The sequence below is a fragment of the Achromobacter sp. 1L-A-4-B-C2 genome, from assembly GCF_057291955.1.
Window position 1 is genome coordinate 322,289 of sequence record NZ_JBXAWP010000003.1, and the last position, 23,177, is coordinate 345,465.

Consider the following 23,177-nt stretch of genomic DNA (forward strand, 5'->3'; position numbering starts at 1 on the left):
CATATAACCTTATGCAATATCCGCGGCCGCCCCGCAGGCGTCCGCGACCACGCCCGCGCGCACCGCCGCCGACAGCGCCAGGGCGCGCGGAAGGATGTGGGCGGCATAGAACAGCCCGGTCGCGATCTTGGTTTTGTAAAACGGGTCTGACGAACCGGCAGCGATATGCCGACGGCACGCCAATACGGCGCGTGCCATCTGCCAGCCGCCATGCACCACGCCGGCCAGCATCAGGTATGGCACGCTGCTGGAAAACACCGCGCGCACGTTGGCGGCGGATTGCTCAAGAATGAAACCCACGCCGGCCTCATAGGCCTGGATGGCGCCATCCAGGTTGTCGCGCAACAGGCGCAGCGCATCGCGTTCCGGCGCTGCCGCGCGCGTGGACTCGGCCTCGACGGCGCGCAAGGTCTCGCGCATGGCGGCGATGGCGGCGTAGGCGGTGGCGCCGCCGTCGCGCTGCGTCTTTCGACCCACCAGGTCGTTGGCCTGGATGGCGGTGGTGCCTTCGTAGATCGGCAGAATGCGGGCATCCCGGTAAAACTGCGCCGCCCCCGTTTCCTCGATGAAGCCCATGCCGCCATGCACCTGGATGCCCAGCGACGCGACCTCAACGGCAATTTCGGTCGAGTAGCCCTTCACCACGGGCACCATGTATTCATAGAACGCGCGGTTGCGCGAGCGCTGTTCGGGGTCGGGGTGATGCGTGCCCTTGTCGTGGGCGGCGGCCGTCACATAGGACACGGCACGCGCCGCCTCGGTCAGGGCCTTCATGGTCAGCAGCATGCGCTGCACGTCCGGATGGCGCACGATGGCCACCGGGCCGGCCGAGCCTTCCACCGCGCGGCCCTGCACGCGTTCACGCGCATAGGCCAGCGCATGCTGGTAGGCACGTTCGGATACGCCGATACCCTGCTGCCCCACCGAATAGCGCGCCGCGTTCATCATGATGAACATGTATTCCAGGCCGCGATTCAATTCGCCGACCTGATAACCGACGGCGCCCTCGCCGACATCGCCCTGGCCCGAGCCATACAACAACACGGCGGTGGGGCTGCCATGGATGCCCAGCTTGTGCTCCAGCGAGGCACACCAGACATCGTTGCGCTTGCCCACGGCGCCGTTGGCGTCGACCAGGAACTTGGGCACGATGAACAGCGAAATTCCCTTTACGCCGGCGGGCGCGTCCGGCGTGCGGGCCAGCACCAGGTGGATGATGTTTTCAGCCAGATCATGTTCGCCGAAGGTAATGAAGATCTTCTGGCCGAACAGGCGGAACGTGCCGTCGTCCTGGCGCACGGCGCGTGTGGCGACCTGCGCCAGATCCGAACCCGCCTGCGGCTCGGTCAGGTTCATGGTGCCCGTCCATTTGCCCGCGATCAGGTTCGGCACGTACTCGCGGCGTTGCGCGTCCGAGCCCACGGTCAGCAGGGCTTCGATCACCCCGTCCGTCAGCATGGGGCACAAGGAAAATGCCAGGCTGGCGGCCTGGATGTTTTCACCCGGCGCGGCGGCGACCAGCTTGGGCAGGCCTTGCCCGCCCCACTCTTGCGGATGCTGCAAGCCCTGCCAGCCGCCGGCGGCGTAGTCCTTGAAGCCCTGCGCATAACCGGGCGTGGTCGTGACATGGCCGTCTTTCCACACAGGCGGCTGCGTGTCACCGGGCACATTCAAGGGCGCGACGGCCTGCTCCACAAACCGGCCGTTCTCTTGCAGAATGGCGTCAACCAGATCGGGCGTGACGTCACCGAAGCCGGGCAATGCAAGGATGTCGTCCAGGCCGGCCAGTTCGTTCAGCGTAAAGCGGAACTCCTGTAGCGGGGTTACGTAGGGCATGATGTCTCCGTGTGCAAAACGACAGCGAGGCGCCAAGCGCCTCGCCTCTGCTGCGTCTTTCAGATACGCGTCTTAACTCAGATGGTACGCCAACGACACAATGATGGGTCCCAGCACCGGCAGCAGCACGTTGGCGATGGCATAGGTCACGGTGTAACCCAGCAGCGGCACGGAACTTCCGCTGGAGTTCAAGATGGCGCTGATGGCGGGCGTGCTGACGTGCTGCCCGGCAATGGCGCCCACCAGCAGCGGGCCTTCAATCTTCAGTATCTTGTGGCCCACCCACAATGACAGGCAGGCAGGCCCCAGCGAAACCAGCAAGCCGATCAATGGCAGCACGGCGCCGTGTTCGCGGATCAGCGATACGGCTTCTGGTCCGGCCGACAAGCCCACGCAGGCCACAAACACCGCCAGCCCGAGATCCTTCAACAGCTGCACGGCGTGGTCCGGAATGTGGCCCAGCGACGGCCGCTTGGCATTGATCCAGCCACACACCAACCCGCTGACGAGCGCCCCGCCGCCGCTACCCAGCGACACCGGGATGCCCCACATGCGCGCACTGAGGCTGCCGATCATCAAGCCCGCCAGAATGCCGAAGGCCAGGAACACCAGATCGGTGACACCGCTGCGGCGCAGCTCGCTGCCCAGGGCTGCGCCCGCCTGCGCCAGTTCGGGTTCGGCGCCCACCAGCGTGACCAGGTCACCATATTGCACGATGGTTGCCGGCGTCAGCGGCAAGGCGTGCCCAGACCGCATGATCGACTGCACGAAGACGCCACGCGCCCGCTTGGCGCCCGGGCGCTTGCCCAGCTCGCCCATGGTGATTCCATTGACGTTCTTTTTGTTGACGATGACCGCAAGCTCGCGCATTTGCAGATCATCGGCGTGCGCTTCCGGCAACTGAATTTCTGGCCCGACCACCGCGCCCGCCCGCAGCGCAAAACGGCGCAAGCCCAGCACTACCACGATGTCGCCCGTGGCAAGCGTGTCCTCGGGAGTAACGTCCAGCGCCGCGCCGTTGCGCAGGATGCGGCTGATCACGGTACGGCCACCCAACTGAGCCTCGACGTCACCCACCTTCATGCCGTCGGCGTCCTTGACCACGTGGGCGCGCCCCACCAGGCGCGGCAAGGTGGGCAGGTTGATGTCTTCGTCTTCACCGGACGCGACGCCCAGCTTGGCCTCCAGCGCCTTGGACGCCTGGCGCAAGTTGATGCGCAACAACGCCGGGGCCACCTGGCTGGTAAAAAACACAATGCTGATCAAGCCCACCAGGTAGGTCAGCGTGTAGGCCGTGGCGATGTTGGCCTCCATGCGCTGCACCTCTGCATCCGGCAAGCCCAGGTGCTTGAGCGCTTCGGCAGCGGTGCCGACCACCGCCGATTCGGTTGCCGCGCCTGCCGCCAGCCCCGCCGCCGTACCGGCATCCAGGCCAAACAGCGGCACGGCCGACAACACGATGGTCAGCACCAGCAACGCTTCAATGATGGGCAGCGCGATATAGCGCAGGCTGGAACGATTCAGGTTGGCAAAGAACTGGGGGCCGCCCGAATAGCCCATGGCGAAGATGAACAGCGCGAAGGCCACCTCTTTCAGGTCCCCGCGCATCTGGCAGCCCGTCTGGCCAATCAGCAGGGCGACGATCAGCGTGCCGCACACGCCGCCCAGCTGAATCGGCCCGACCTTGAGCTTGCCGATCAGGTATCCCAAACCCACCGTGACGAACAACACCGCGATGGGGACGCTATTGAAAAACCCGATCGAGCACGTCATAGCTCATGTCGCCTGTGGTTGCCTACTTACGGGCGGTCGCCTTCTTGGCGGATTTGGCCGCCGTGTCCGCTTGCTTGACGGCTTTCTTCACCGCCTTCTTGGCGACCTTCTTCGTGGCCGTCTTTGCCGCGCGCTTGGCCGCGCCGGCTTTCACCGTCTGGCCCTTGCCGGCAGTCGGACCCGAACGCACCAGTTCGGACGCCTTCCATGCCTCGACGTACTCGGTCGCGCACTCGACCATGTACTTGCCGATCTTGGCGTAATCGGCATCATCCAGGTTGGCCAGCGAGATACGGATCGACCAGGGCGGCCCGCCGAAGCCGCCGCCATCCATCAGCACCACGCCCGTCTTCTCGGCCAGCCGGAACAGGAAGTCCACGGGCTCGTAGTTCGACGTCATGTACTTGCAGAAGGCATCGCCATACATGACCTTGGCCCAGACCATGAAGTCCAGTTCCACGTAATACCAGGCGCGCATGGGATCTTCCGGGGGCACCGGGATACCCAGCCCGCTCCACAGCGAGTCGCGGCGCGCACGCACGATCTCCATCGTCAGGTGCTTGTAGGCGTCCTTCAGGTCCAGCAAGTGGGACAGCGCAAAAAAGCACATCTGCACCTGCTGCGGCAGGGACAGGCCCGCCGTGTGGTTCAGCGCCACGTTGCGGCTGTCGGCCACCATGCGGTCGATGAACTTGAGCTTTTCCGGCTCCATCGTCATGGCGCCGTAGCGCTTGTTCAGACGCTGCTTCCACGCCGCTGGCAGCTCGGCGATGCGCCGGTCCATGGTGTTTTTCTCGTGCGTGGCAATCACGCCCAGGCGCCAACCCGTGCAACCGAAGTTCTTGGAAAAGGAGTAGACGCAGATGGTGTTGTGCGGCACTTCGGCCATCAGCGAACGGAAGTTCGGCACGAACGTGCCGTACACATCGTCCGTGACCAGCACCAGATCAGGATTCTTGCGGATCAGGCGCACGATCTGCTTCATTTCGACCGGGCTGAACGCCACCGACGGCGGATTGCTGGGGTTCACCGTCACGGCCAGCTTGATCTTGGGATTTTCCAGCTTGGCAATTTCAGAGGCGGGATAGTGCCAATCGTGCGTGCCGTCGGCCCGCAGGCTGCTGGCGTTGATGGCAACGATCTTGAACTGGAAACGCTCAAGGTGCGCGATTTCGATATAGGGCGTGAAAGTCGGCAGAAACAGCGCGATAGTGTCGCCCTGCTTCAACAGGCCGTTCTGCATCATCGAGTCGAAGATGTAGCACATGGCGGCCGTGCCACCTTCAACCGGGAACAGGTCGAACTTGCCCTTGGGCGGCCGGCCGTCGCACATTTCCTTGATCAGGTAGTCGTGCACGATCTGTTCGGTGTGCACCAGCGCGCGCGGCGGCACGGGGTAGTTGTCCCCGATGATGCTGTCGGTCAGTTCATGGATCCATTCGTCGGGGTCAAAACTCTTGACCTTGACGCCGTATTCGAGCACGCCAACCAGGAAGTCGTAGCCGTCCTCGCCCTTGTGCTTGGACAAGAACTTTCGCAGGCGGTCGGCGCAGCCCTTCTTGGCGGGCATGCCCGCCAGGATGGCGTCGTCACGCACCCGACGCGCCTCTTTCATGGCGAACTGGCCCATCAGGAAGAAGGCGTCGCGCGGCTCGGTGGCGATCCAATTCGGGTTGCCGCGACCGGCGTTCAACATGGTCAAGGCGGCCGTGTGCTGATTCTCCTTGGCCAAGGTAATCAGATAATCCTTCAGTTCGAAGGGCGACAGCTGTTCAAGGTCGCGTTGACGCGAGCGGGTTGTCTTCAAGGCGGAAGCCAGACTGACAGTGAGAGGCGCGGTGGAAGCCATTTTTAGGTACTCCTGGTTTGCGTTTTGACAAGCGCTGGCGGAGCGGCGCGGGCGGGTACGCCCGCCGCCACGATGTGCTGCCCGCAAGCCCTGAACAGGCTTGCGGGGCGTCCCACTAAGTCATCAGCATGACAATGACAATGCCCCAGATAATGAGCAGGGTATTGCCGATTGCATAGGGCACCGTGTAGCCCAGGGCGGGCACCTGGCTTTTCGCCGTCTCGGTGATTTGGCCGATCGCCGCCGTCGTGGTGCGGGCGCCAGCGCAGACGCCCAGCACGATGGCGGGATGGAATTTGAAGATATATCGGGCGATGAACACGCCCAGGATCATCGGCACGCTGGTGGCGATGATGCCGGCCACGAAAAGCTTGGCGCCCAATTGTTGGAAGCCCTGCACGAAGCCCGGCCCGGAGGTGATGCCCACCACCGCCACAAACGCCGTCAGCCCGACAGACGTCAGGAACCAATGCACCGGTTCCGGCACGCGGCCGAAGGTGGGATGCACGGATCGCAGGTACCCGAAGACCAGGCCCGATATCAGCGCACCGCCGGACGTCGACAAGGTAATGGGAATGCCGCTGACCGTCAGCACCAGCGAGCCGAACAACCCGCCCAGCAAGATGCCGAAGCCGACGAACACCATGTCGGTCTGCTCGGTGGCCCGGTCCACATAGCCCAGCTTGGCCACGACGCGCTCGACGTCACGCTTGGCGCCCAGCACGAACAGGCGATCGCCGCGGTCCAGTTTCAGCCCCCAATTAACCGGCATGTCGTGACCGCCGCGCACAACCTTGCGCAGGAACACGCCCCGGCCCAGCTGACGCACGGTTTCGTTTTCGGCCAATTCCTTAAGCGTCTTGCCGGCCACATTCTTGTTGGTCAGCACCACCTCGACAATCTCGGCGGGCAGGTTGATAACGTCCCTGTCCTCGACTTCATTGCCGATGATGCCGCCGGCCTGCAACACCAGCGCGTCGTGGCGCCCCGTCACGCCCAGCACATCGCCCGCCTGCAGCACGGTGCTGGAATCGTTATCGATGATCTGGTCGCCGCGGCGGATGCGTTCCACGAACACGCGCGCGTCGACAAAGCGCGCTTCCAGATCGCCCACCGTCTTGCCCACCAGATCGGTGTGATCCAGCTTGTAGGCGCGGGCCGTGAACTTGCGGTAGCCGGACAGTTCCATGGAATCGGCGCCACCGGACATCTTGGCTTCGTATTCCTTGCACTCTTTGACGATGTCCACGCGCATCAGCTTGGGGCCCAGCGAGGCCAGCAACCAGGCGCTGCCGACCGTGCCGAAGATGTAGCAGACGGCGTAGGCCACCGGGATGCTGTCGATCCACTTCTTCTTCGTCGCGGCGTCCACGCCCAGCCCGTTGATCGTGTCCGTGGCCACGCCCATTACCGCCGAAATGGTTTGTGCGCCGGCCAGCAGCCCGGCGCCGGTACCGGCGTCAAAGCCAAATCCGACGGCGGTGGCCCAGGTGACCAGCAAGCAGATGACGCAGATGATGACCGCGAAGATGACCTGGGGAAGGCCATCGCTTTTCATGCCGCGGAAGAATTGTGGCCCGACGCCGTAGCCAAGACCAAAAAGAAAAAGCAGGAAGAACACCTGCTTGAGAATCGGGGCAATGGTGATATCAAGTTGGCCGACCAACACACCTACCAACAACGTGCCTGTTACTGCGCCCAGATTAAAGCCAAAAAGTTTTTTAGCTCCGATCCAGTAGCCCAATCCAAGGGTTAGAAAGACCGCCAACTCTGGGTACTTCCGCAATGTGTCAAAGAACCATTCCATCCCGAATCTCCTTCGTTCTGTACAGGTCGAGCACGTACGCGAAAAATCCTGCTGCGCGCGGAACACATTATCAGAATCTTTCAGAAATTCAAAAGAAATACTACATAGATATCAAACTATCGCGGATCATCGCAGACCAAAAAAAACCCCGCGGACGATGCGTCCGCGGGGTTTTCATACTGACGACGGCGCTGAGTTTTACAGGGCGCCGGTCAGTTCAGGTACGACCTGGAACAGGTCGCCCACCAAGCCATAATCGGCCACGCCGAAAATCGGGGCTTCGGGATCCTTGTTGATGGCCACGATGACCTTCGAATCCTTCATGCCGGCCAAATGCTGGATGGCGCCGGAAATACCAACGGCCACGTACAGCTGCGGCGCAACGATCTTGCCGGTCTGGCCCACTTGCCAGTCGTTCGGCGCATAGCCGGCGTCGACGGCGGCGCGCGAGGCACCCAGGGCGGCGCCCAGCTTGTCGGCCAACGGGTCCAGGATCTTGAAGTTCTCGGCGCTGCCCAAACCACGGCCGCCCGAAACCACGACGCGAGCGCCGGCCAGTTCGGGGCGATCGCTCTTGGCGACTTCACGGCCCACGAAGGTGGACTTGCCCGAATCCGCCACGGCAGCCACGTCTTCCACAGCGGCAGAACCGCCTTGCGCGGCAACGGCGTCAAAGCCCGTCGTGCGCACGGTGATCACCTTGACGGCGTCGGCCGATTGCACGGTGGCAATGGCGTTACCCGCGTAGATGGGGCGCTGGAACGTGTCGGCCGATTCCACGCCGATGATGTCGGAAATCTGCGCGACGTCGAGCTTGGCAGCCACGCGCGGCGCCACGTTCTTGCCCGACGCGGTGGCCGGGAACAAGATGTGGCTGTAGTTGGAGGCCACGGCCAGCACTTGCGCCGCGACGTTTTCCGCCAGGCCGTCAGCCAGTTGCGGCGCGTCGGCCAACAGGACCTTGGCGACGCCTGCGGCGGCAGCGGCTTGGTCGGCCACGGCACGCGCATTGGCGCCGGCGACCAGCACGTGCACGTCGCCTCCGATCTTGGCGGCGGCGGCGACGGCGTTCAGGGTTGCGCCCTTGAGCTGGGCGTTATCGTGTTCGGCAATAACCAGCGTCGTCATGTTCAGACCACCTTCGCTTCGTTCTTGAGTTTGTCCACCAGGGCCGCAACGTCGGCCACCTTGATGCCGGCCTTGCGGGCGGGCGGCTCGCTGACCTTCAGCGTCTTCAGGCGCGGCGCGGGATCAACACCCAGTTCTTCGGGCGTGACGGTGTCCAACTGCTTCTTCTTGGCCTTCATGATGTTGGGCAGCGTGACGTAACGCGGCTCGTTCAGGCGCAGGTCGGTGGTGACGATGGCCGGCAGCGTCAGCGTCAGCGTTTCCAGCCCGCCGTCCACTTCACGCGTGACCGTGACCTTGCCGTCGGCCAGTTCAACCTTGCTGGCGAACGTGGCTTGCGGCCAGTCCAGCAGCGCGGCCAGCATCTGGCCGGTTTGGTTGGCGTCATCATCGATGGCTTGCTTGCCAAGGATCACCAGTTGCGGCTGCTCTTTATCGACCAAGGCCTTCAACAGCTTGGCCACGGCCAGCGGCTGGAGTTCGGCATCGGTCTGAACCAGCACGCCACGATCGGCGCCAATGGCCATGGCGGTGCGCAGCGTCTCCTGGCATTGCGCAACGCCGCAAGAAACCGCCACGACTTCAGCGACGGCACCCTTCTCTTTGAGCCGGGTCGCTTCTTCGACGGCGATTTCGTCAAAGGGGTTCATGGACATCTTCACATTGGCGATATCCACGCCAGTCTGATCCGACTTGACGCGCACCTTGACGTTGTAGTCAACGACGCGCTTGACAGGTACCAACACCTTCATCCCGCTGCCTCCAAATGGAAATAAATACCCGGCATGCGCCGGGATCGCATTGCACAATTTTTTCCTGATTCTACAGCTTCGCCAGCGCTCGTATATGCGCAACGACACTGCGTCCCAGTGCAGATAAGTTGTAACCACCTTCAAGCGTGCTGACGATCCGGCCCTGACTGTGCCGTTCGGCCACCTCGACCAGCTGCTCGGTGATCCAGGCGTAGTCGGCCTCGACCAGACCCATCTGGCCCATGTCGTCTTCCCGATGCGCATCGAATCCGGCCGACACCAGGATCAGTTCCGGGCGGAAGGCTTCAAGCCGAGGCAGCCACTGATCGGTGACGATCGTCCTGACCGCCGGCCCCACGGTATACGCCGGCACGGGCACGTTCAGCATGTTGTCCGCGGGCTGGTCGGCGCCGCTGTTGGGAAAGAGCGGATGCTGAAAAAAGCTGCACATCAGCACGCGCTCGTCGCCCGCGAAGACGTCCTCGGTGCCGTTGCCGTGGTGCACGTCGAAATCAACGATGGCCACGCGCGACAGGCCATGAAAATCCAACGCATGGCGCGCTGCGATCGCGACGTTGTTCAAAAAGCAGAAACCCATGGCCTGCGAACGGCAGGCGTGATGCCCGGGCGGACGCACCGCGCAGAACGCCGTGCGGGCCTCGCCGCCCATGACGGCATCCACGGCCGCGACCCCCGCGCCCGCCGCGTACAGGGCCGCTTCGTAGGTGTGGGGATTCATCAGCGTATCGGGATCGATTGGGTAATACCCTTGGTCCGGCGTATGTTCGCGCAAACTGTCCAGATACTGGACGGTGTGCACGCGCAAAATGTCGTGGCGCGACGCCTGCGGCGCTTGCCGGTCGTCCAGATAGGGCATCAGGCCGCTGGCCAATAGCTGGTCGGAAATGGCATCCAGCCTCTGCGGGCTTTCGGGGTGCCAACCGCCCATTTCATGCAAGCGGCAAGCCGGGTGGGTAAGATACATGGTCTCCATAAGGAAGATTATGTTCATCTGTCGGCGATTACTGCAACTCGGAACGCTTTCCGCCCTGCTGGCGGGCTGCTCCACCACCGCCCCCTCTGCTCCAAATACCCTTTCGGCCCAGCCCGCGGCCGCTTCCGCAAACGCCGCTATCCGCATCGGACCCGCCACGCCGACACCCGGCTCCGAGTTGCCGGATGACGCCCCTGCCACGCTGACCGCCACCGGCGCGCTGCGTCCGGAAGTGCGCAGCTTCGTGCAGGATCTGGCGGCCGAACGCCAATTGCCGCTGGACCCGATGGTCAAGGCGTTGGAAAGCTCGCGCTACAACGCCACGGTATCCAGGCTGATCGCGCCGGCGCCGCCGGGCAAGAAAATCTGGCGCAGCTGGCTGACGTATCGCTCGCGCTTCGTGGAACCCAAGCGCATCGGCTGGGGTGTCGAGTTCTATAACGAAAACCGCGACCTGCTCAATCAGGCCGCCCAGCGCTTTGGCGTGCCGGCCCCCATCATCGCGTCCATCATCGGCGTCGAAACCCTGTACGGCCGCAACATGGGCAACTTCCGGGTGCTGGACGCGCTGGCGACGCTGGCCTTTGACTATCCCGATCCCAACAAGCCCGAGCGCGCCGCGATGTTCCGGGGCCAACTGGCCGACTTCCTGACGCTGGTCATGAAAGACAAGCTGGATCTTGAAACGCAGGGCTCGTACGCCGGTGCCATCGGCATGCCGCAGTTCATGCCCACCAGCATCATGCATTACGCGGTGGACGGCGACGACAACGGCCATATCGACCTGACCAACAACACGCAGGACGCCATCATGTCCGTGGGCAGCTTCCTGGCGCAGCACGGCTGGCAGCGCGGCTTGCCCGTGTTTGCACCGGTGGTGTTGCCGGCGGACCCCACCGCTTTGGTCGACGGCGGTCTTGAACCCAAACAAACCTGGGGCACCCTGTCGGCAGCCGGCGCGCGCTTGCAGCCGGGCGCCAGCAGCAATGGCTGGGGCACCCAACCGCTGGGGGTGGTGGACCTGGTCGAGGAAGCGCGCGGCACGGCGCAATACCGGGTCGGCACGCCCAACTTCTTCGCGCTGACCAAGTACAACCGCAGCTACTTCTACGCGACGTCGGTGGCGGACCTGGCGTACGAGATCGAAGCCCGCGTCGCGCGCTGATCTGCCCGTCCGGAAACGAAAATGCCCCGTCGGGATGAACGGGGCATTTTTTTATTGTGGGGCTGCATGCGCCCCACCACTGCCGTGCGTGATCAGTTGAAAACGCCCGTGGACAGGTAGCGGTCGCCGCGGTCGCAAACGATGAACACGATGGTGGCGTCGTTGACTCTTTCCGCGACACGCAAGGCGGCCACCAGCGCACCAGCGGACGAAATTCCGCCAAAGATGCCTTCTTCGGCAGCCAGCCGGCGCGCCATGGTTTCAGCTTCCGATTGCTCGATGGATTCGTAGGCGTCCACGCGGCTGCGGTCGAAAATCTTGGGCAGATAGGCCTCGGGCCACTTGCGGATACCCGGGATCTGCGAGCCCTCGGCCGGCTGTGCGCCGACGATCTGCACGGCGGGGTTGCGGGATTTCAGGTAAGTCGACACCCCCATGATCGTGCCCGTGGTGCCCATGGCGCTGACGAAATGCGTGATGCGCCCTTCGGTTTGCGTCCACAGTTCGGGGCCGGTGGTTTCCACGTGCGCGCGGGGGTTGTCGGGGTTGGCGAACTGGTCCAGTACCACGCCCCGGCCGTCGGCCTGCATTTCGGTGGCCAGATCGCGGGCGTATTCCATGCCGCCCTTGTCGGCGGGCGTCAGGATAAGCTCGGCGCCGTAGGCGGCCATGGCCGCCCTGCGCTCCACGGACAGGTTGTCGGGCATGATCAAGATCATGCGATACCCCTTCATCGCCGCCGCCATGGCCAGCGCGATGCCGGTATTGCCGCTGGTAGCCTCGATCAGGGTATCGCCCGGCTTGATGTCGCCACGCGCTTCGGCGTGCTGGATCATCGACAAGGCCGGGCGGTCCTTCACGGAGCCGGCGGGATTATTGCCTTCCAGCTTGGCCAGGATGACGTTGCCACGCGCGTCGCCCGCAGCACCGGGAATGCGCTGCAAACGCACCAGTGGCGTATTGCCGACGGTCTGCTCGATAGTGGGGTAGGTAGTAGTCATGCAAAAGATAATAACTCTGCCTGGCGCCGGGCGCGGGCAAAAGCCGCGCTCGCGCCAGGGGTTAGCCGCCGACCCGCCTCGTCAGGGTCGGGCGGGCGCCGGTGCCGTGCTGGGTTTGCCCTTGGCCGGTTTGGCATTGGGCGCCGCCCCGCCCTGGCTCTGGCTTTGGCTTTGGCTTTGGCTTTGGCTTTGGCTTTGGCCCGATCCTGCCGCGCCGTCGCCCTCGCCCACCTGCAAGCCGGCCGCCTTCAAGGCCTGCGCCTTTTTCTCGCCAATGCCGCGCACGCGCTCGGCCAGATCTTCGAACGAATCGAAGCGGCCGCCGCGATCGCGTTCATTGATGATGATCTCGGCCGTGCGCGGGCCGATGCCGCGGATGGTCTCCAACTGCTGCGCGGTGGCTTGGTTGACGTCCACCGCCCGGGCGTCTGGCGCCGTGAAGCCCAGCGCGGCGCTCACCAGCATGACGCCCAGCACGTGTTGCCACAGGCGGCGCCCCTTGTGTGCGCCAGCCGGCGCCTGCGGCAAGCGCGCTTTGCGCCACGGCATGGACACGCCGCGACGGACGATGGCGGGTACAAGAAAAGGGTTCATTAGGGTCTCCGGAAAATAAGGGTGCGGCGAATGCCGAACCACCCCCGGATCATGGACGTTTGCCCTGCCTGCGGGCCGCGCAGTGAACGGATTGATCCACCTCGGAAACTACGGGTGCAAAAAAAGGCCACCCTGAAGGGTGGCCTGGATTTCGCTCGGTGGCGCGGCGTAGGGCCGCGCTTTGGTAGCCCGTTTCAGCGGCGTGCGCGCCAGTAGCGTACGTACTCGGCAACACCGGTCTGCACGTCTCGCATCGGCGCATGGAAGCCGGCGGTGCGCAGCTGGGTGACGTCCGCCTGCGTATAGCTTTGGTAGCGGCCCTTCAGATCTTCCGGGAACGGGATGTAGCGGATCAGATCCAGCTCGACCAACTGCGCCAACGTCAGCTCGGCCTCGCCGCGTTCGGCACGCAACGTGTTCACCACGGCAGCGGCCACGTCATTGAAGGGCTGCGCCCGACCCGTGCCGCAATTGAAGATGCCGGATTGATCGGGATGGTCCAGAAAATGCAGGTTGACCGCCACGACGTCTTCAACCGAGATGAAATCGCGGCTTTGGCCACCGTCCACATAACCGTCCCAGCCCGCGAACAGACGCACATGGCCGTGTTCCAGAAACTGGTTCATGTTGTGGAACGCCACCGAGGCCATGCGGCCCTTGTGCTGTTCGTGCGGGCCATAAACGTTGAAATAACGCAGGCCGACCACCTGCGCGGTCAGGCTGTCCATGCGCTTGCGCAATACCTGATCGAACAACAGCTTGGAGTACCCGTAGACGTTCAGCGGCCCTTCGTTGGCCGGGTCCTCGACGTAGACGGACGAGCCGCCATAGACGGCGGCGGACGAGGCATACAGGAAGGGAATGCGTCGCGTCTGGCAGAACTCGAACAGTTCAAGCGTGACGCGGTAGTTGTTGTCCATCATGTAGCGGCCGTTGCGCTCGGTGGTGTCCGAGCAGGCGCCCTGATGCAACACCGCGCGCACGGCGGGCAGGCTGCCGTCGGCCACGCGGCGGCGGAAGTCGTCCTTGTCCATGTACTCGGCGATCTGGCAGTCGACCAGGTTGACGAACTTGTCGCCTTCGGTCAGGTCGTCGACCGCGATGATGTCATGGATGCCACGGCGGTTAAGCCCGCGCACCAGGTTGCTGCCGATGAAGCCCGCGGCTCCGGTTACGACGATCATGAAATTTCTCCTGCGAGTTCCGCGGCGGTGACGACGGAGGTGCCCAACTTGCCCACGGCGATGCCGCCGGCCTTGTTGGCCCAGCCCATCGATTCGGCCCACGGCAAGCCAATGGCGCGCGACACCGCCAGCGTGGCCAATACCGTATCGCCGGCACCGGACACGTCGAACACTTCGTGCGCCTGCGCATCGATGTGGTCACGTCCCGCATCGGTAAACAATGTCATGCCCTGCTCGGACCGTGTCACCAGCAGGGCTTCAAGATCCAGATCGGCGCGCAGGCGTTGCGCGCGATCGGTAAGTTCAGCTTCGGAATTCCAGCGGCCCACGGCCTGCTGCATTTCGGCCCGGTTGGGCGTGACCAGGGTCGCGCCACGATAGCGCGAATAGTCGTCGCCCTTGGGGTCCACCAGCACCGGTATGCCTGCATGGCGCGCCATGGAGACCAACGTTTCGACGCGCGTCAGCACGCCCTTGGCGTAGTCGGACAACACCAGCACATCGTGGTTGGCCAGATGACGCGCCAGTGCGGCGTCCACGCTGTCCAGGGCGGCTTGCTCGGGATGCTGCTCGAAGTCCACGCGCAGCAATTGCTGCTGACGGCCCAGCACGCGCATCTTCAACGTGGTGTGCAGCGAGGGGTCGGCAATCAGATCGGCACGGATGCCGGCCTCGGCGGACAAGCGGCGGATGCTGTCGCCCGCCTCGTCCTCGCCCAGCACGCCCACCAGCGTCACCTGCCCGCCCAGCGCCGCGACGTTGCGCGCGACGTTGGCGGCGCCGCCCAGGCGGTCTTCACGGCGCGCGACCCGCACCACGGGCACCGGTGCTTCCGGCGAGATGCGTTCGACTTCGCCAAACCAGTAGCGGTCCAGCATCACGTCGCCCACGACAAGGACGCGGCTTTGGGAAATGGCTTCGGCGGGAAAAGGCTTCATTCAAGTTCTTCCAGGCGGCGCGGCGCGTAGGTCTCCCAGGCGTTGCAGCCGGGACATTGCCAGTAAAAACGACGCGCTTGAAATCCGCAACTACGGCACGCATAGCGGTCCAGGCGTTGCGTATGCTTGTGAATCAGGCTGCGCAGCAGCGTCAGGTCGGCGCCAGGCACCGGCCCGCCTTCGGCGCCGCTTTCCGGGTTGGCCAGTTCGGCTTCCAGCAGGCGGTCCAGGCCGAGCAAGGACGGATGGCTGCGCAACGCACCGCGCGCGAACGCCCACGCCACGTCCGCCCCCTGCTGCACGCGCAGTTCGCGGAACACCACGTTGAACAGGTCCAGCGACGCGTGCCGTTGATATTGCTTGAGCAGGAAATCAAGCCCCGCCACGACCTGATTGGCGGCGCGATAGTTCGCCAGAAGCGGCTCGGCCACCAGCCCGGCGAATTCCGGCGCGTCGGTCATGACCGATTCCAGATAAAGCCGCTCGCGCTTGGGGTCCTGTTCCAGCGACGCCAGGCGCGCACGCAGCATCGCCGTGCGCACCTTGGCGCCCTTGCCCACCGCCGCATCGGTGGTGGACAAGGCATGGTCGGCGGCGTCCAGCGCTTTGTGCGCCGCGTCAACGTCGGCCGGCTTTGCCGACAGCGCGGTCTGCGCCTGCTCGCAGTAGTAATGCACGATTTGCGGGACAGGTTCATCGACCAGGCCCTGCAAGGTCTTGACCGCTTCGATCGCGCGCGGCCAGTCGTGTTCGGATTCAAAGATACGGATCAAGGAGCGCAGCGCCGGTAAGGCGTAGCGCGTGTCCTTGAGCTGTTCGAAACCGCTTTCGGCGCGGTCCAGCATGCCGGCCTTCAGGAAGTCCTGCGCCAGTTCATGCTGCGCATGTTCACGCTCGGCCTCAGGCAGATCGGAACGGCTGAGCAAGCTTTGATGCACGCGGATGGCGCGTTCCATTTCGCCACGGCGACGGAACAGGCTGCCCAGCGCGAAGTGCAGTTCGGTTGTTTCCGGGTCCAGCTTGGCCACTTCGACGAAGGCATCGATGGCACGGTCCGGCTCTTCGTTGAGCAGGAAGTTCAGCCCGCGGAAATAGGAATCGGGCAGGCTGCGCGTTTCGCGAAGCATTTGCCGGATGTCAAAGCGCGCGGCCAGCCAGCCCAGCGCGAACAACACCGGCACGAAAATCAGCCACCAAGGTTCAAAATCCACGTTTCGGGCTCTTGCTGTTATTCAGTGCGGGATGCGAGTGCGGCACGTACGGTGATCGGCGCGCCATCAAAGCGGCGACATCGGGGCAACGGCTTCGGGGGGCACGACGGGCGTGGTGCCGTTGACAGCGGCCTGGACGCGATCCAGTTCGCGGCGCAAGCGCATGGCCTCGCGGCGGCGGCGCATGGCGGCGGGCACAGTCAGCAACAGGCCGAACAACGCGCCGGCAACGAACACGACCAGCATCACAACAATCAGCGGCACATCTTGCACGACGTAGTCAGCGTAGAACTTCACGGCGACCGGGTCGGTGTTCTTCAAGGCGAACATCAACACCGCAATAAACACGAGCAATCGCAGGGCCCAGACTAGATAGCGCATGACGCATGCTCCAGAGAATTCAAGACTGCCAATTGTAAGCGACGTCTTAAGCGTCCAAGAAAAAAAATCCCCGCAAAAGCGGGACGAATCCCAAGCGGAAAAAACAAAGCCCCTTGATTTCTCAAGGGGCCTGTTCTCGGTCCGATCTGCCCGTAGGCAGCCTTACTAGCCGATTCGTCAGTGCATGGCGTGCAAACTTGCCATTGACGTCATCGGTTCACCCGATCCAGAAGACTGGGCGTCCTCGTCATTGCCGCCGACCAGGTCAACCCGTTCGCGCAATTCCTTGCCTGCCTTGAAGTGCGGTACCTGTTTACCAGGCACCAGCACCTGTTCGCCGGACTTCGGATTGCGGCCGATGCGGGGAGACCGCTGCGACAACGAGAAGCTGCCAAAGCCGCGGATCTCGATGCGCTGACCCGAGGCCAGGGCCTGGGTCATCGCATCCAGCACGGTCTTGACGGCGTAATCGGTGTCGCGGGCGGCCAGCTGAGGATAGCGGGCCGCCAAGGCGGCGATCAGCTCCGACTTGGTCACGAATTAACCGTCGTTGCGCTGTTGGTCCAGCTTGGCCTTCAGCAGCGCGCCGAGGTTGGTGGTGCCGGACGAAGCGCTGGCGTCGGACATGCGCTGGATCGTATCGGCGGTCTCGGCGTTGTCACGAGCCTTGATCGACAGCTGGATCGAACGCGTCTTGCGGTCGATGTTGACGATCATGGCTTCGATGTTGTCGCCGGCGTTCAGCACGGTGGTGGCATCTTCAACGCGACCCGAAGAGATCTCGGAAGCGCGCAGGTAGCCTTCAACGTCCACGGACAGCGTGACAACAGCGCCCTTGGCTTCGACGGACTTGATGGTGCCCGGAACAACCGCGCCCTTGTCAAACGTGGCGACGAAGTTGTTGAAGGGGTCGCCTTCCAGCTGCTTGATGCCCAGCGAGATGCGTTCCTTGTCGGTATCGATGCCCAGAACCACGGCTTCGATCTCGTCGCCCTTCTTGAAGTTGCGCACGGCTTCTTCGCCCGTTTCCGTCCAGGACAGGTCGGACAGGTGAACCAGGCCGTCGATGCCGCCAGGCAGACCAACGAACACGCCGAAGTCGGTGATCGACTTGATGGCGCCGCGGACCTTGTCGCCGCGCTTGAAGTTCGTGGCGAACTCTTCCCACGGGTTTTGACGGCACTGCTTCATGCCCAGCGAGATACGACGACGGTCTTCGTCGATTTCCAGGACCATGACTTCGACTTCTTCGCCCAGGGTAACAACCTTGCGCGGGTCGACGTTCTTGTTGGTCCAGTCCATTTCGGACACGTGGACCAGGCCTTCGATGCCGGCTTCGACTTCGACGAACGCGCCGTAGTCGGTCAGGTTCGTGACCTTACCGAACAGGCGGGTGCCTTGCGGGTAGCGACGAGCCAGGCCCACCCACGGGTCTTCGCCCAGCTGCTTGACGCCCAGCGAGACGCGGCTCTTTTCCTGGTCGAACTTGAGGACCTTGGCTTCGACTTCTTGACCCACTTGCAGGACTTCGGACGGGTGACGCACACGACGCCATGCCATGTCGGTGATGTGCAGCAGGCCGTCGATGCCGCCCAGGTCAACGAACGCGCCGTAGTCGGTGATGTTCTTGACCACGCCCTTGACCACAGCACCTTCGTGCAGGGTTTCGAGCAGCTTTTGACGCTCTTCGCCCATGCTGGCTTCCAGCACTTGGCGACGCGACAGCACAACGTTGTTGCGCTTGCGGTCGAGCTTGATGACCTTGAATTCGAGGGTCTTGCCTTCGTACGGGGTGGTGTCCTTGACCGGACGCAGATCCACCAGCGAACCGGGCAGGAACGCGCGGATGCCGTTGGTCATGACGGTCAGGCCGCCCTTCACCTTGCCGGTGATGGTGCCGGTAACCAGCTCGCCGTTTTCCAGGGCCTTTTCCAGTTGCAGCCAGGCCGACAGGCGCTTGGCGCGGTCACGCGACAGGATGGTGTCGCCGTAGCCGTTTTCCAGGGAATCGATGGCCACCGAGACGAAATCGCCGGGTTGCACTTCGAGCTCGCCCTGGTCATTCAGGAACTCTTCCAGGGGGATCAGCGCTTCGGACTTCAGGCCGGCGTTGACGACGACGAAATTATGGTCGACGCGCACGACTTCGGCGCTGATGACCTCGCCGGACTTCATGTCCTGGCTCTTGAGGCTTTGTGCGAAAAGGTCGGCGAAACTTTCGCCGCCGGTGGCGGTAGTGGAAACGGAAGACATGGGGTTGAAATCCATTGGGCCGAAATGGCCGTTAAGAACACACCGCAGCGGATTGCCCGCCACAGTGGAGTCAAAATACCTGCCTGCCGGTTTGCCCTGCGGGGTGGCCCGTGGGGGTTGCGCCTGGCGAGGACAGGGCCTAATCAAATAAAACTAGGCCCGGACGTTGTACGTTCGTAATACGTTGTACCGTCCGGGCGATTTTGCAGCGCAGAATCCGACAAATCGGCTATTTGCCTGGGCTATAGCCTCAGCTATCTGCCTTATTGCCGGCCTGCTGCCAAAAATCCAGTATTGCCTGCACCGTTTCTGCAATCGTCAAATCAGAGGAATCCAGTACGTGTGCGTCTGCTGCGGGAGCCAGCGGCGCCGTGGCGCGTTCGGTATCGCGGGCGTCTCGCTCGCGCATGTCTCGCAGAAGGTCGTCTAGATTAGCAGAAATTCCCTTTTCGATCAACTGCTTACGCCGCCTCTCGGCCCGGGCCACCACATCGGCAACCAGGAACACCTTCAGCGACGCGTCCGGGAAGACCACGGTGCCCATGTCGCGGCCGTCGGCGACCAGCCCGGGAGGCCGCCGAAACGCGCGCTGGCGCTCCAGCAGAGCCCGGCGCACGCCCGGAAACGCGGCGATACGAGAAGCGAAATTACCGACTTCCTCGCGCCGGATGTCGTGCCCGACATCGACGCCGGCCAGGTATACGTGCGGGCCGTCAAAGCGGACGTCCAGCGTTTCGGCCACGCGCGCCACACCGGGCTCATCGTCAACGGACACGCCTTGGTTCAAGGCTGCCAGGGCGGTCAGGCGGTACAGCGCGCCACTGTCCAGCACAGCCCATCCCAGCGCCTTGGCAACGCGATGAGCCACCGTGCCCTTGCCGGACGCGGTGGGGCCATCGATCGTGATGACGGCGGCAAAAGAGTCAGTCAATGAAGAGGAAGTCATGGTGAAAGTGCGCTAGGCCGACACGAGGCTTGCGTAAACATCAAAATAACCCGGGAACGTCTTGCTGACGCAACCCGGGTCCAAAATTCGAACGGCGGCGGGCCCGAAAGCCGCCAATGAAAAGCACATGGCCATGCGGTGATCGTCCCAGGTGCCGATGTGCGCGTCGCGCCAGGCGTCCTGGGCCGGCGGGATGACCCGTAGCCAGTCAGGTCCGGATTCCACCGTTGCCCCGAGCTTTTCAAGCTCGGTCTGCATGGCATGGATGCGGTCCGTTTCCTTGACGCGCCAGCTGCCGATGTTACGCAGCCGGCAAGGGCCGTCGGCATACAAGGCCAGCGCCGCAGCCGTCATGGCCGCGTCCGGAATCAGATTGAAGTCGGTGTCGAAGGCCTTCAGACGCGCCCCGTCCGCCACTCTTACGCCGGCAACCTCGATCCAATCGGGCCCGTAGGTGACCGTGGCGCCCATTTGCGCCAGTGTGTCGGCGAAGGCGACATCGCCCTGAATGCTGTCCGCGCCCACGCCGGTCACGCGCAACGGGCCGCCGCCGATCGCGCCCAGCGCAAGAAAGTAGGACGCTGTCGAGGCATCGCCTTCGACCGCGATCTGGCCCGGGCTACGGTAGCCCGCCCCGCCTTCGATCACGAAGCGGCTCCAGCCGTCGCGCTGCACCTGCACGCCAAACCGCGCCATCAGGTTCAGCGTGATTTCGATGTAAGGCTTGGAGATCAGCTCGCCCACCACTTCGATGGTCACGGGCTTGCCACTGTTGCCGGCCTGCAACGGAGCGGCGAGCAACAAGGCCGTCAGGAACTGACTGGAAACCGAGCCCTGCACGCGCGTAACCGCCTCATCGGCGATCTGGCCGCGGCCGATATGCAGCGGCGGATAGCCGGGCCGGCCCAGATAATCGATGCGGGCGCCCAGCGCATTCAGGGCATCCGCCAGGTCACCAATGGGCCGTTCATGCATGCGCGGCACGCCCGACAGTCGGTAGTCGCCGCCCATCAGCGCCAACGCGGCGGTCAGAGGACGGATCGCAGTGCCCGCATTGCCCATGAAAAGATCCGCGCTTTCCACCGGGAAACGACGCACGCCCTCTACCGTGACGCGACCGGCATCCAGGTCGGACACCTGCACGCCCAATTGGCGCAAGGCCCCAAGCATGACGCGCGTGTCATCGGAATCCAGCAGCCCGGTGATCAGCGTGCTGCCTTCGGCAATGGCCGACAACAGCAACACGCGGTTGGAAATACTTTTTGAACCGGGCAAGGCCATTACGCCGTGCGCCTGCCGCACGCGCGGCAGGTCCAGATAAGGCAAAGCGCCCATGTCAGTTACTCCTGTTGCCACTTGCGGCGCGCCTGGGCCGCAGTGTCCAGCAAAGCCAGCAAGGCCGCGTCGTCGCCATCGGCAATGGCGCGTTCGGCTCGGTCCAGCACGGCGCGCACCTCGGCAAGCTCGGCCAGCATCGCGTCGCGATTGGATAAAAAGATATCGCGCCACATCTCGGGCGAACCCGCCGCGATGCGCGTGAAATCGCGAAACCCACTACCCGCCAGCTCAAGGCGCGTGCGGGCATCGGCGGCCGTGGCCACCTGCTCCATATAGACGGCGGACAGCAGATGCGGCAGGTGGCTGACCGACGCAAGCACGCGGTCGTGCGCGTCGGCGTCCATGTCGATGACGCTGGCGCCGCAGGCTTGCCACGCACGACGCACTAGCGCGATGGACGCGGCGCTGTTCTGCGGCAACGGCGTCAAGATGACGGTGCGGCCGCGATACAGCGAGGCATCGGCGGCGTCCGGGCCCGTGCGCTCGGCGCCGGCAATCGGGTGCCCCGGCACGAAGCGCCCGATTTGCTCGCCTAACGCTTGGCGCGCCGCATCGACCACTTCGGCCTTGGTGCTGCCCGCATCGGTGACGACGGTGTTGGCGCCCAGATGAGGAAGCATCCGCGACAACACATTTTTCAGGCCACCGACCGGTGTGGATAGAAGAACCAGATCCGCGCGTGCGGCGGCATCTTCGGCGCTGACCGCTTCGTCGATCAGTCCCAGTTCAACGGCGCGCGCCAGCGATGCGGCGTTACGCCCCACGCCCAGCACGCGCCCCACCTGCCCTGCCTGGCGCAGCGCGGCGGCAAACGAACCACCGATCAAGCCCACACCCACCACGGCCAATACAGGAATCAGGGGGCCAGCGGCCCCCTGATCGGAAGAAGGTAACGCGTCGTTCATGTGGCCAGGATGTCGGTCAGGGCATCAATAAAGCGGGCGTTCTCTTCAGGCAGCCCGATCGACACACGCAACCATTCCGGCAGGCCATCGCCCGCGACGGGACGAACGATTACGCCACGCTTGAGCAATTCCAGATTGATGCGGGGCGCGTCGCCCACGTGCACCAGCACGAAATTGCCGAAGCTGGGCACATAGCGCAGCCCAAGCCGATCGAAGGCGGTGCAAAGCTGCGCCTTGCCCGACTTGTTCGATGCGTAGGCTTCTTCCAGGTAGGCGGCATCGCCCAAGGCGGCGATCGCCGCTGCCTGTGCCAAGGTGTTCACGTTGAACGGCTGACGCACGCGATTAAGCAAGTCGGTCAACGGCGGTTGCGACACCGAAAAGCCCACCCGCAACCCCGCCAGCCCATAGGCCTTGGAGAACGTACGAGAAATGATCAGGTTCGGGAAACGGCGTGCCAGCGCGGTGCTGTCGAAGCGATATTCCGGATCCAGGTATTCGTTGTAGGCCTCGTCCAGCACCACGGTGACGCGATCGCCGTGAGCGGCGTGCACGCGCTCCAGGAAAGACGCAATCTTGTCGCCAGGCACGAACGTACCGGTGGGATTGTTCGGGTTGGCAATGAACAGCAAGCGCGTGTCGTCGGCAATGGCGTCGAACATGGCGTCAAGGTCATGACCGTAGTCTTTTGCCGGCACCACGATGTGGCGTGCACCGCGCGCTTGCGTGGCAAGCCGATAGACCGCAAACGAATGTTGCGCGTAGACGGCCGACGAACCCGGCTCCAGCAGCGCCAATGCCGCGATTTCCAGGATGTCGTTCGAGCCGTTGCCCAACGTGATCCAGTTCATCGGCACGCCATAGCGTTCGGCCAGCGCGGCCTTCAGATCGAAGCCGTTGGGGTCCGGATAACGCGCCAGGGACTCGGCTGCGGCCAACATCGCGGCGCGCGCCGACTTGGGCATGCCCAAGGGGTTTTCGTTAGAGGCCAGCTTGACGATGCCCGCCGGATCCAACCCGAATTCACGGGCCAGTTCTTCAATGGGCTTGCCCGCCTGATAGGGCGCAATGGCGCTGACGTGCGCCGGGGCAACGAGGGGCTTGGATGCGGTGGTCATGGTG

At 63.8% G+C, this 23,177-nt stretch carries 20 protein-coding genes; 1 reads left to right on the forward strand and 19 read right to left on the reverse strand.

The genetic code is table 11. The features are described from left to right. Positions 1-9: 9 nt before the first annotated feature. From AC0Z35_RS15015 to AC0Z35_RS15045, 7 genes are all read right to left on the reverse strand, one after another. A complete protein-coding gene (locus tag AC0Z35_RS15015; RefSeq protein ID WP_046802739.1) occupies positions 10-1,836 on the reverse strand; it encodes an acyl-CoA dehydrogenase in 1,827 nt (608 codons plus the stop codon). A gap of 72 nt (positions 1,837-1,908) precedes the next feature. Then, the gene (gene aspT, locus AC0Z35_RS15020) at positions 1,909-3,609 is read right to left on the reverse strand and encodes an aspartate-alanine antiporter (RefSeq protein WP_046802738.1); all 1,701 of its coding nucleotides are present in this window, start codon (positions 3,607-3,609) and stop codon (positions 1,909-1,911) included. Positions 3,610-3,631: 22 nt separating this feature from the next. Beyond that, positions 3,632-5,458, reverse strand: a complete 1,827-nt coding sequence (locus AC0Z35_RS15025; RefSeq protein ID WP_046802737.1) for a bifunctional aspartate transaminase/aspartate 4-decarboxylase — start codon at positions 5,456-5,458, stop codon at positions 3,632-3,634. Between the two features lie 115 nt (positions 5,459-5,573). Next, the gene (gene aspT / locus AC0Z35_RS15030; protein WP_046802736.1) at positions 5,574-7,265 is read right to left on the reverse strand and encodes an aspartate-alanine antiporter; all 1,692 of its coding nucleotides are present in this window, start codon (positions 7,263-7,265) and stop codon (positions 5,574-5,576) included. Between the two features lie 198 nt (positions 7,266-7,463). Beyond that, the gene (locus AC0Z35_RS15035) at positions 7,464-8,393 is read right to left on the reverse strand and encodes an electron transfer flavoprotein subunit alpha/FixB family protein (protein WP_046802735.1); all 930 of its coding nucleotides are present in this window, start codon (positions 8,391-8,393) and stop codon (positions 7,464-7,466) included. Positions 8,394-8,395: 2 nt separating this feature from the next. Continuing rightward, positions 8,396-9,145, reverse strand: a complete 750-nt coding sequence (locus tag AC0Z35_RS15040; RefSeq protein ID WP_046802734.1) for an electron transfer flavoprotein subunit beta/FixA family protein — start codon at positions 9,143-9,145, stop codon at positions 8,396-8,398. A 70-nt stretch (positions 9,146-9,215) separates the two neighbouring features. Then, the gene (locus AC0Z35_RS15045) at positions 9,216-10,139 is read right to left on the reverse strand and encodes a histone deacetylase family protein (RefSeq protein WP_485132379.1); all 924 of its coding nucleotides are present in this window, start codon (positions 10,137-10,139) and stop codon (positions 9,216-9,218) included. Between the two features lie 10 nt (positions 10,140-10,149). On the opposite strand from AC0Z35_RS15045, the gene mltB reads away from it, so the two are divergent. Continuing rightward, complete coding sequence (gene mltB / locus AC0Z35_RS15050) at positions 10,150-11,304, forward strand: lytic murein transglycosylase B (protein WP_046802733.1); 1,155 nt, start codon at positions 10,150-10,152, stop codon at positions 11,302-11,304. A 92-nt stretch (positions 11,305-11,396) separates the two neighbouring features. Here mltB and cysM read toward each other — a convergent pair whose 3' ends face one another. The 12 genes from cysM to hisC form a co-directional block, all read right to left on the reverse strand. Then, complete coding sequence (gene cysM, locus AC0Z35_RS15055) at positions 11,397-12,305, reverse strand: cysteine synthase CysM (protein ID WP_046802732.1); 909 nt, start codon at positions 12,303-12,305, stop codon at positions 11,397-11,399. 81 nt (positions 12,306-12,386) lie between these two features. Further along, positions 12,387-12,899 carry a ComEA family DNA-binding protein gene (locus AC0Z35_RS15060; RefSeq protein ID WP_485132378.1) on the reverse strand — a complete coding sequence of 171 codons (513 nt, stop codon included), beginning with the start codon at positions 12,897-12,899 and terminating at the stop codon, positions 12,387-12,389. Between the two features lie 194 nt (positions 12,900-13,093). Continuing rightward, entirely contained in the window at positions 13,094-14,083 is a 990-nt protein-coding gene (gene rfaD / locus AC0Z35_RS15065) for an ADP-glyceromanno-heptose 6-epimerase (protein WP_046802731.1), read from the reverse strand. Beyond that, positions 14,080-15,021 carry a D-glycero-beta-D-manno-heptose-7-phosphate kinase gene (gene rfaE1, locus AC0Z35_RS15070; protein ID WP_046802877.1) on the reverse strand — a complete coding sequence of 314 codons (942 nt, stop codon included), beginning with the start codon at positions 15,019-15,021 and terminating at the stop codon, positions 14,080-14,082. The genes rfaD and rfaE1 overlap by 4 nt, the downstream gene beginning before the upstream one ends. Further along, complete coding sequence (lapB, locus tag AC0Z35_RS15075; protein WP_046802730.1) at positions 15,018-16,232, reverse strand: lipopolysaccharide assembly protein LapB; 1,215 nt, start codon at positions 16,230-16,232, stop codon at positions 15,018-15,020. The genes rfaE1 and lapB overlap by 4 nt, the downstream gene beginning before the upstream one ends. 66 nt (positions 16,233-16,298) lie before the next feature. Further along, positions 16,299-16,613: a LapA family protein gene (locus AC0Z35_RS15080; protein ID WP_006225143.1), complete on the reverse strand. Its 315-nt coding sequence runs from the start codon at positions 16,611-16,613 to the stop codon at positions 16,299-16,301. A gap of 177 nt (positions 16,614-16,790) precedes the next feature. Next, positions 16,791-17,150, reverse strand: coding sequence for an integration host factor subunit beta (locus AC0Z35_RS15085; RefSeq protein WP_046802728.1), 360 nt, complete (start codon positions 17,148-17,150; stop codon positions 16,791-16,793). 3 nt (positions 17,151-17,153) lie between these two features. Beyond that, positions 17,154-18,866 (reverse strand): 30S ribosomal protein S1, encoded by a 1,713-nt coding sequence (gene rpsA, locus AC0Z35_RS15090; RefSeq protein WP_046802876.1) that lies wholly within the window; start codon positions 18,864-18,866, stop codon positions 17,154-17,156. A gap of 250 nt (positions 18,867-19,116) precedes the next feature. Further along, positions 19,117-19,812 (reverse strand): (d)CMP kinase, encoded by a 696-nt coding sequence (cmk, locus tag AC0Z35_RS15095; protein ID WP_104143140.1) that lies wholly within the window; start codon positions 19,810-19,812, stop codon positions 19,117-19,119. Positions 19,813-19,824: 12 nt separating this feature from the next. Then, on the reverse strand, positions 19,825-21,147 hold the full coding sequence (aroA, locus tag AC0Z35_RS15100; protein ID WP_485132377.1) for a 3-phosphoshikimate 1-carboxyvinyltransferase: 1,323 nt from the start codon (positions 21,145-21,147) through the stop codon (positions 19,825-19,827). 5 nt (positions 21,148-21,152) lie between these two features. Continuing rightward, positions 21,153-22,055: a prephenate dehydrogenase gene (locus tag AC0Z35_RS15105; RefSeq protein ID WP_485132376.1), complete on the reverse strand. Its 903-nt coding sequence runs from the start codon at positions 22,053-22,055 to the stop codon at positions 21,153-21,155. Then, positions 22,052-23,173, reverse strand: a complete 1,122-nt coding sequence (hisC, locus tag AC0Z35_RS15110; RefSeq protein ID WP_046802724.1) for a histidinol-phosphate transaminase — start codon at positions 23,171-23,173, stop codon at positions 22,052-22,054. The genes AC0Z35_RS15105 and hisC overlap by 4 nt, the downstream gene beginning before the upstream one ends. Between the last annotated feature and the right edge of the window lie 4 nt (positions 23,174-23,177).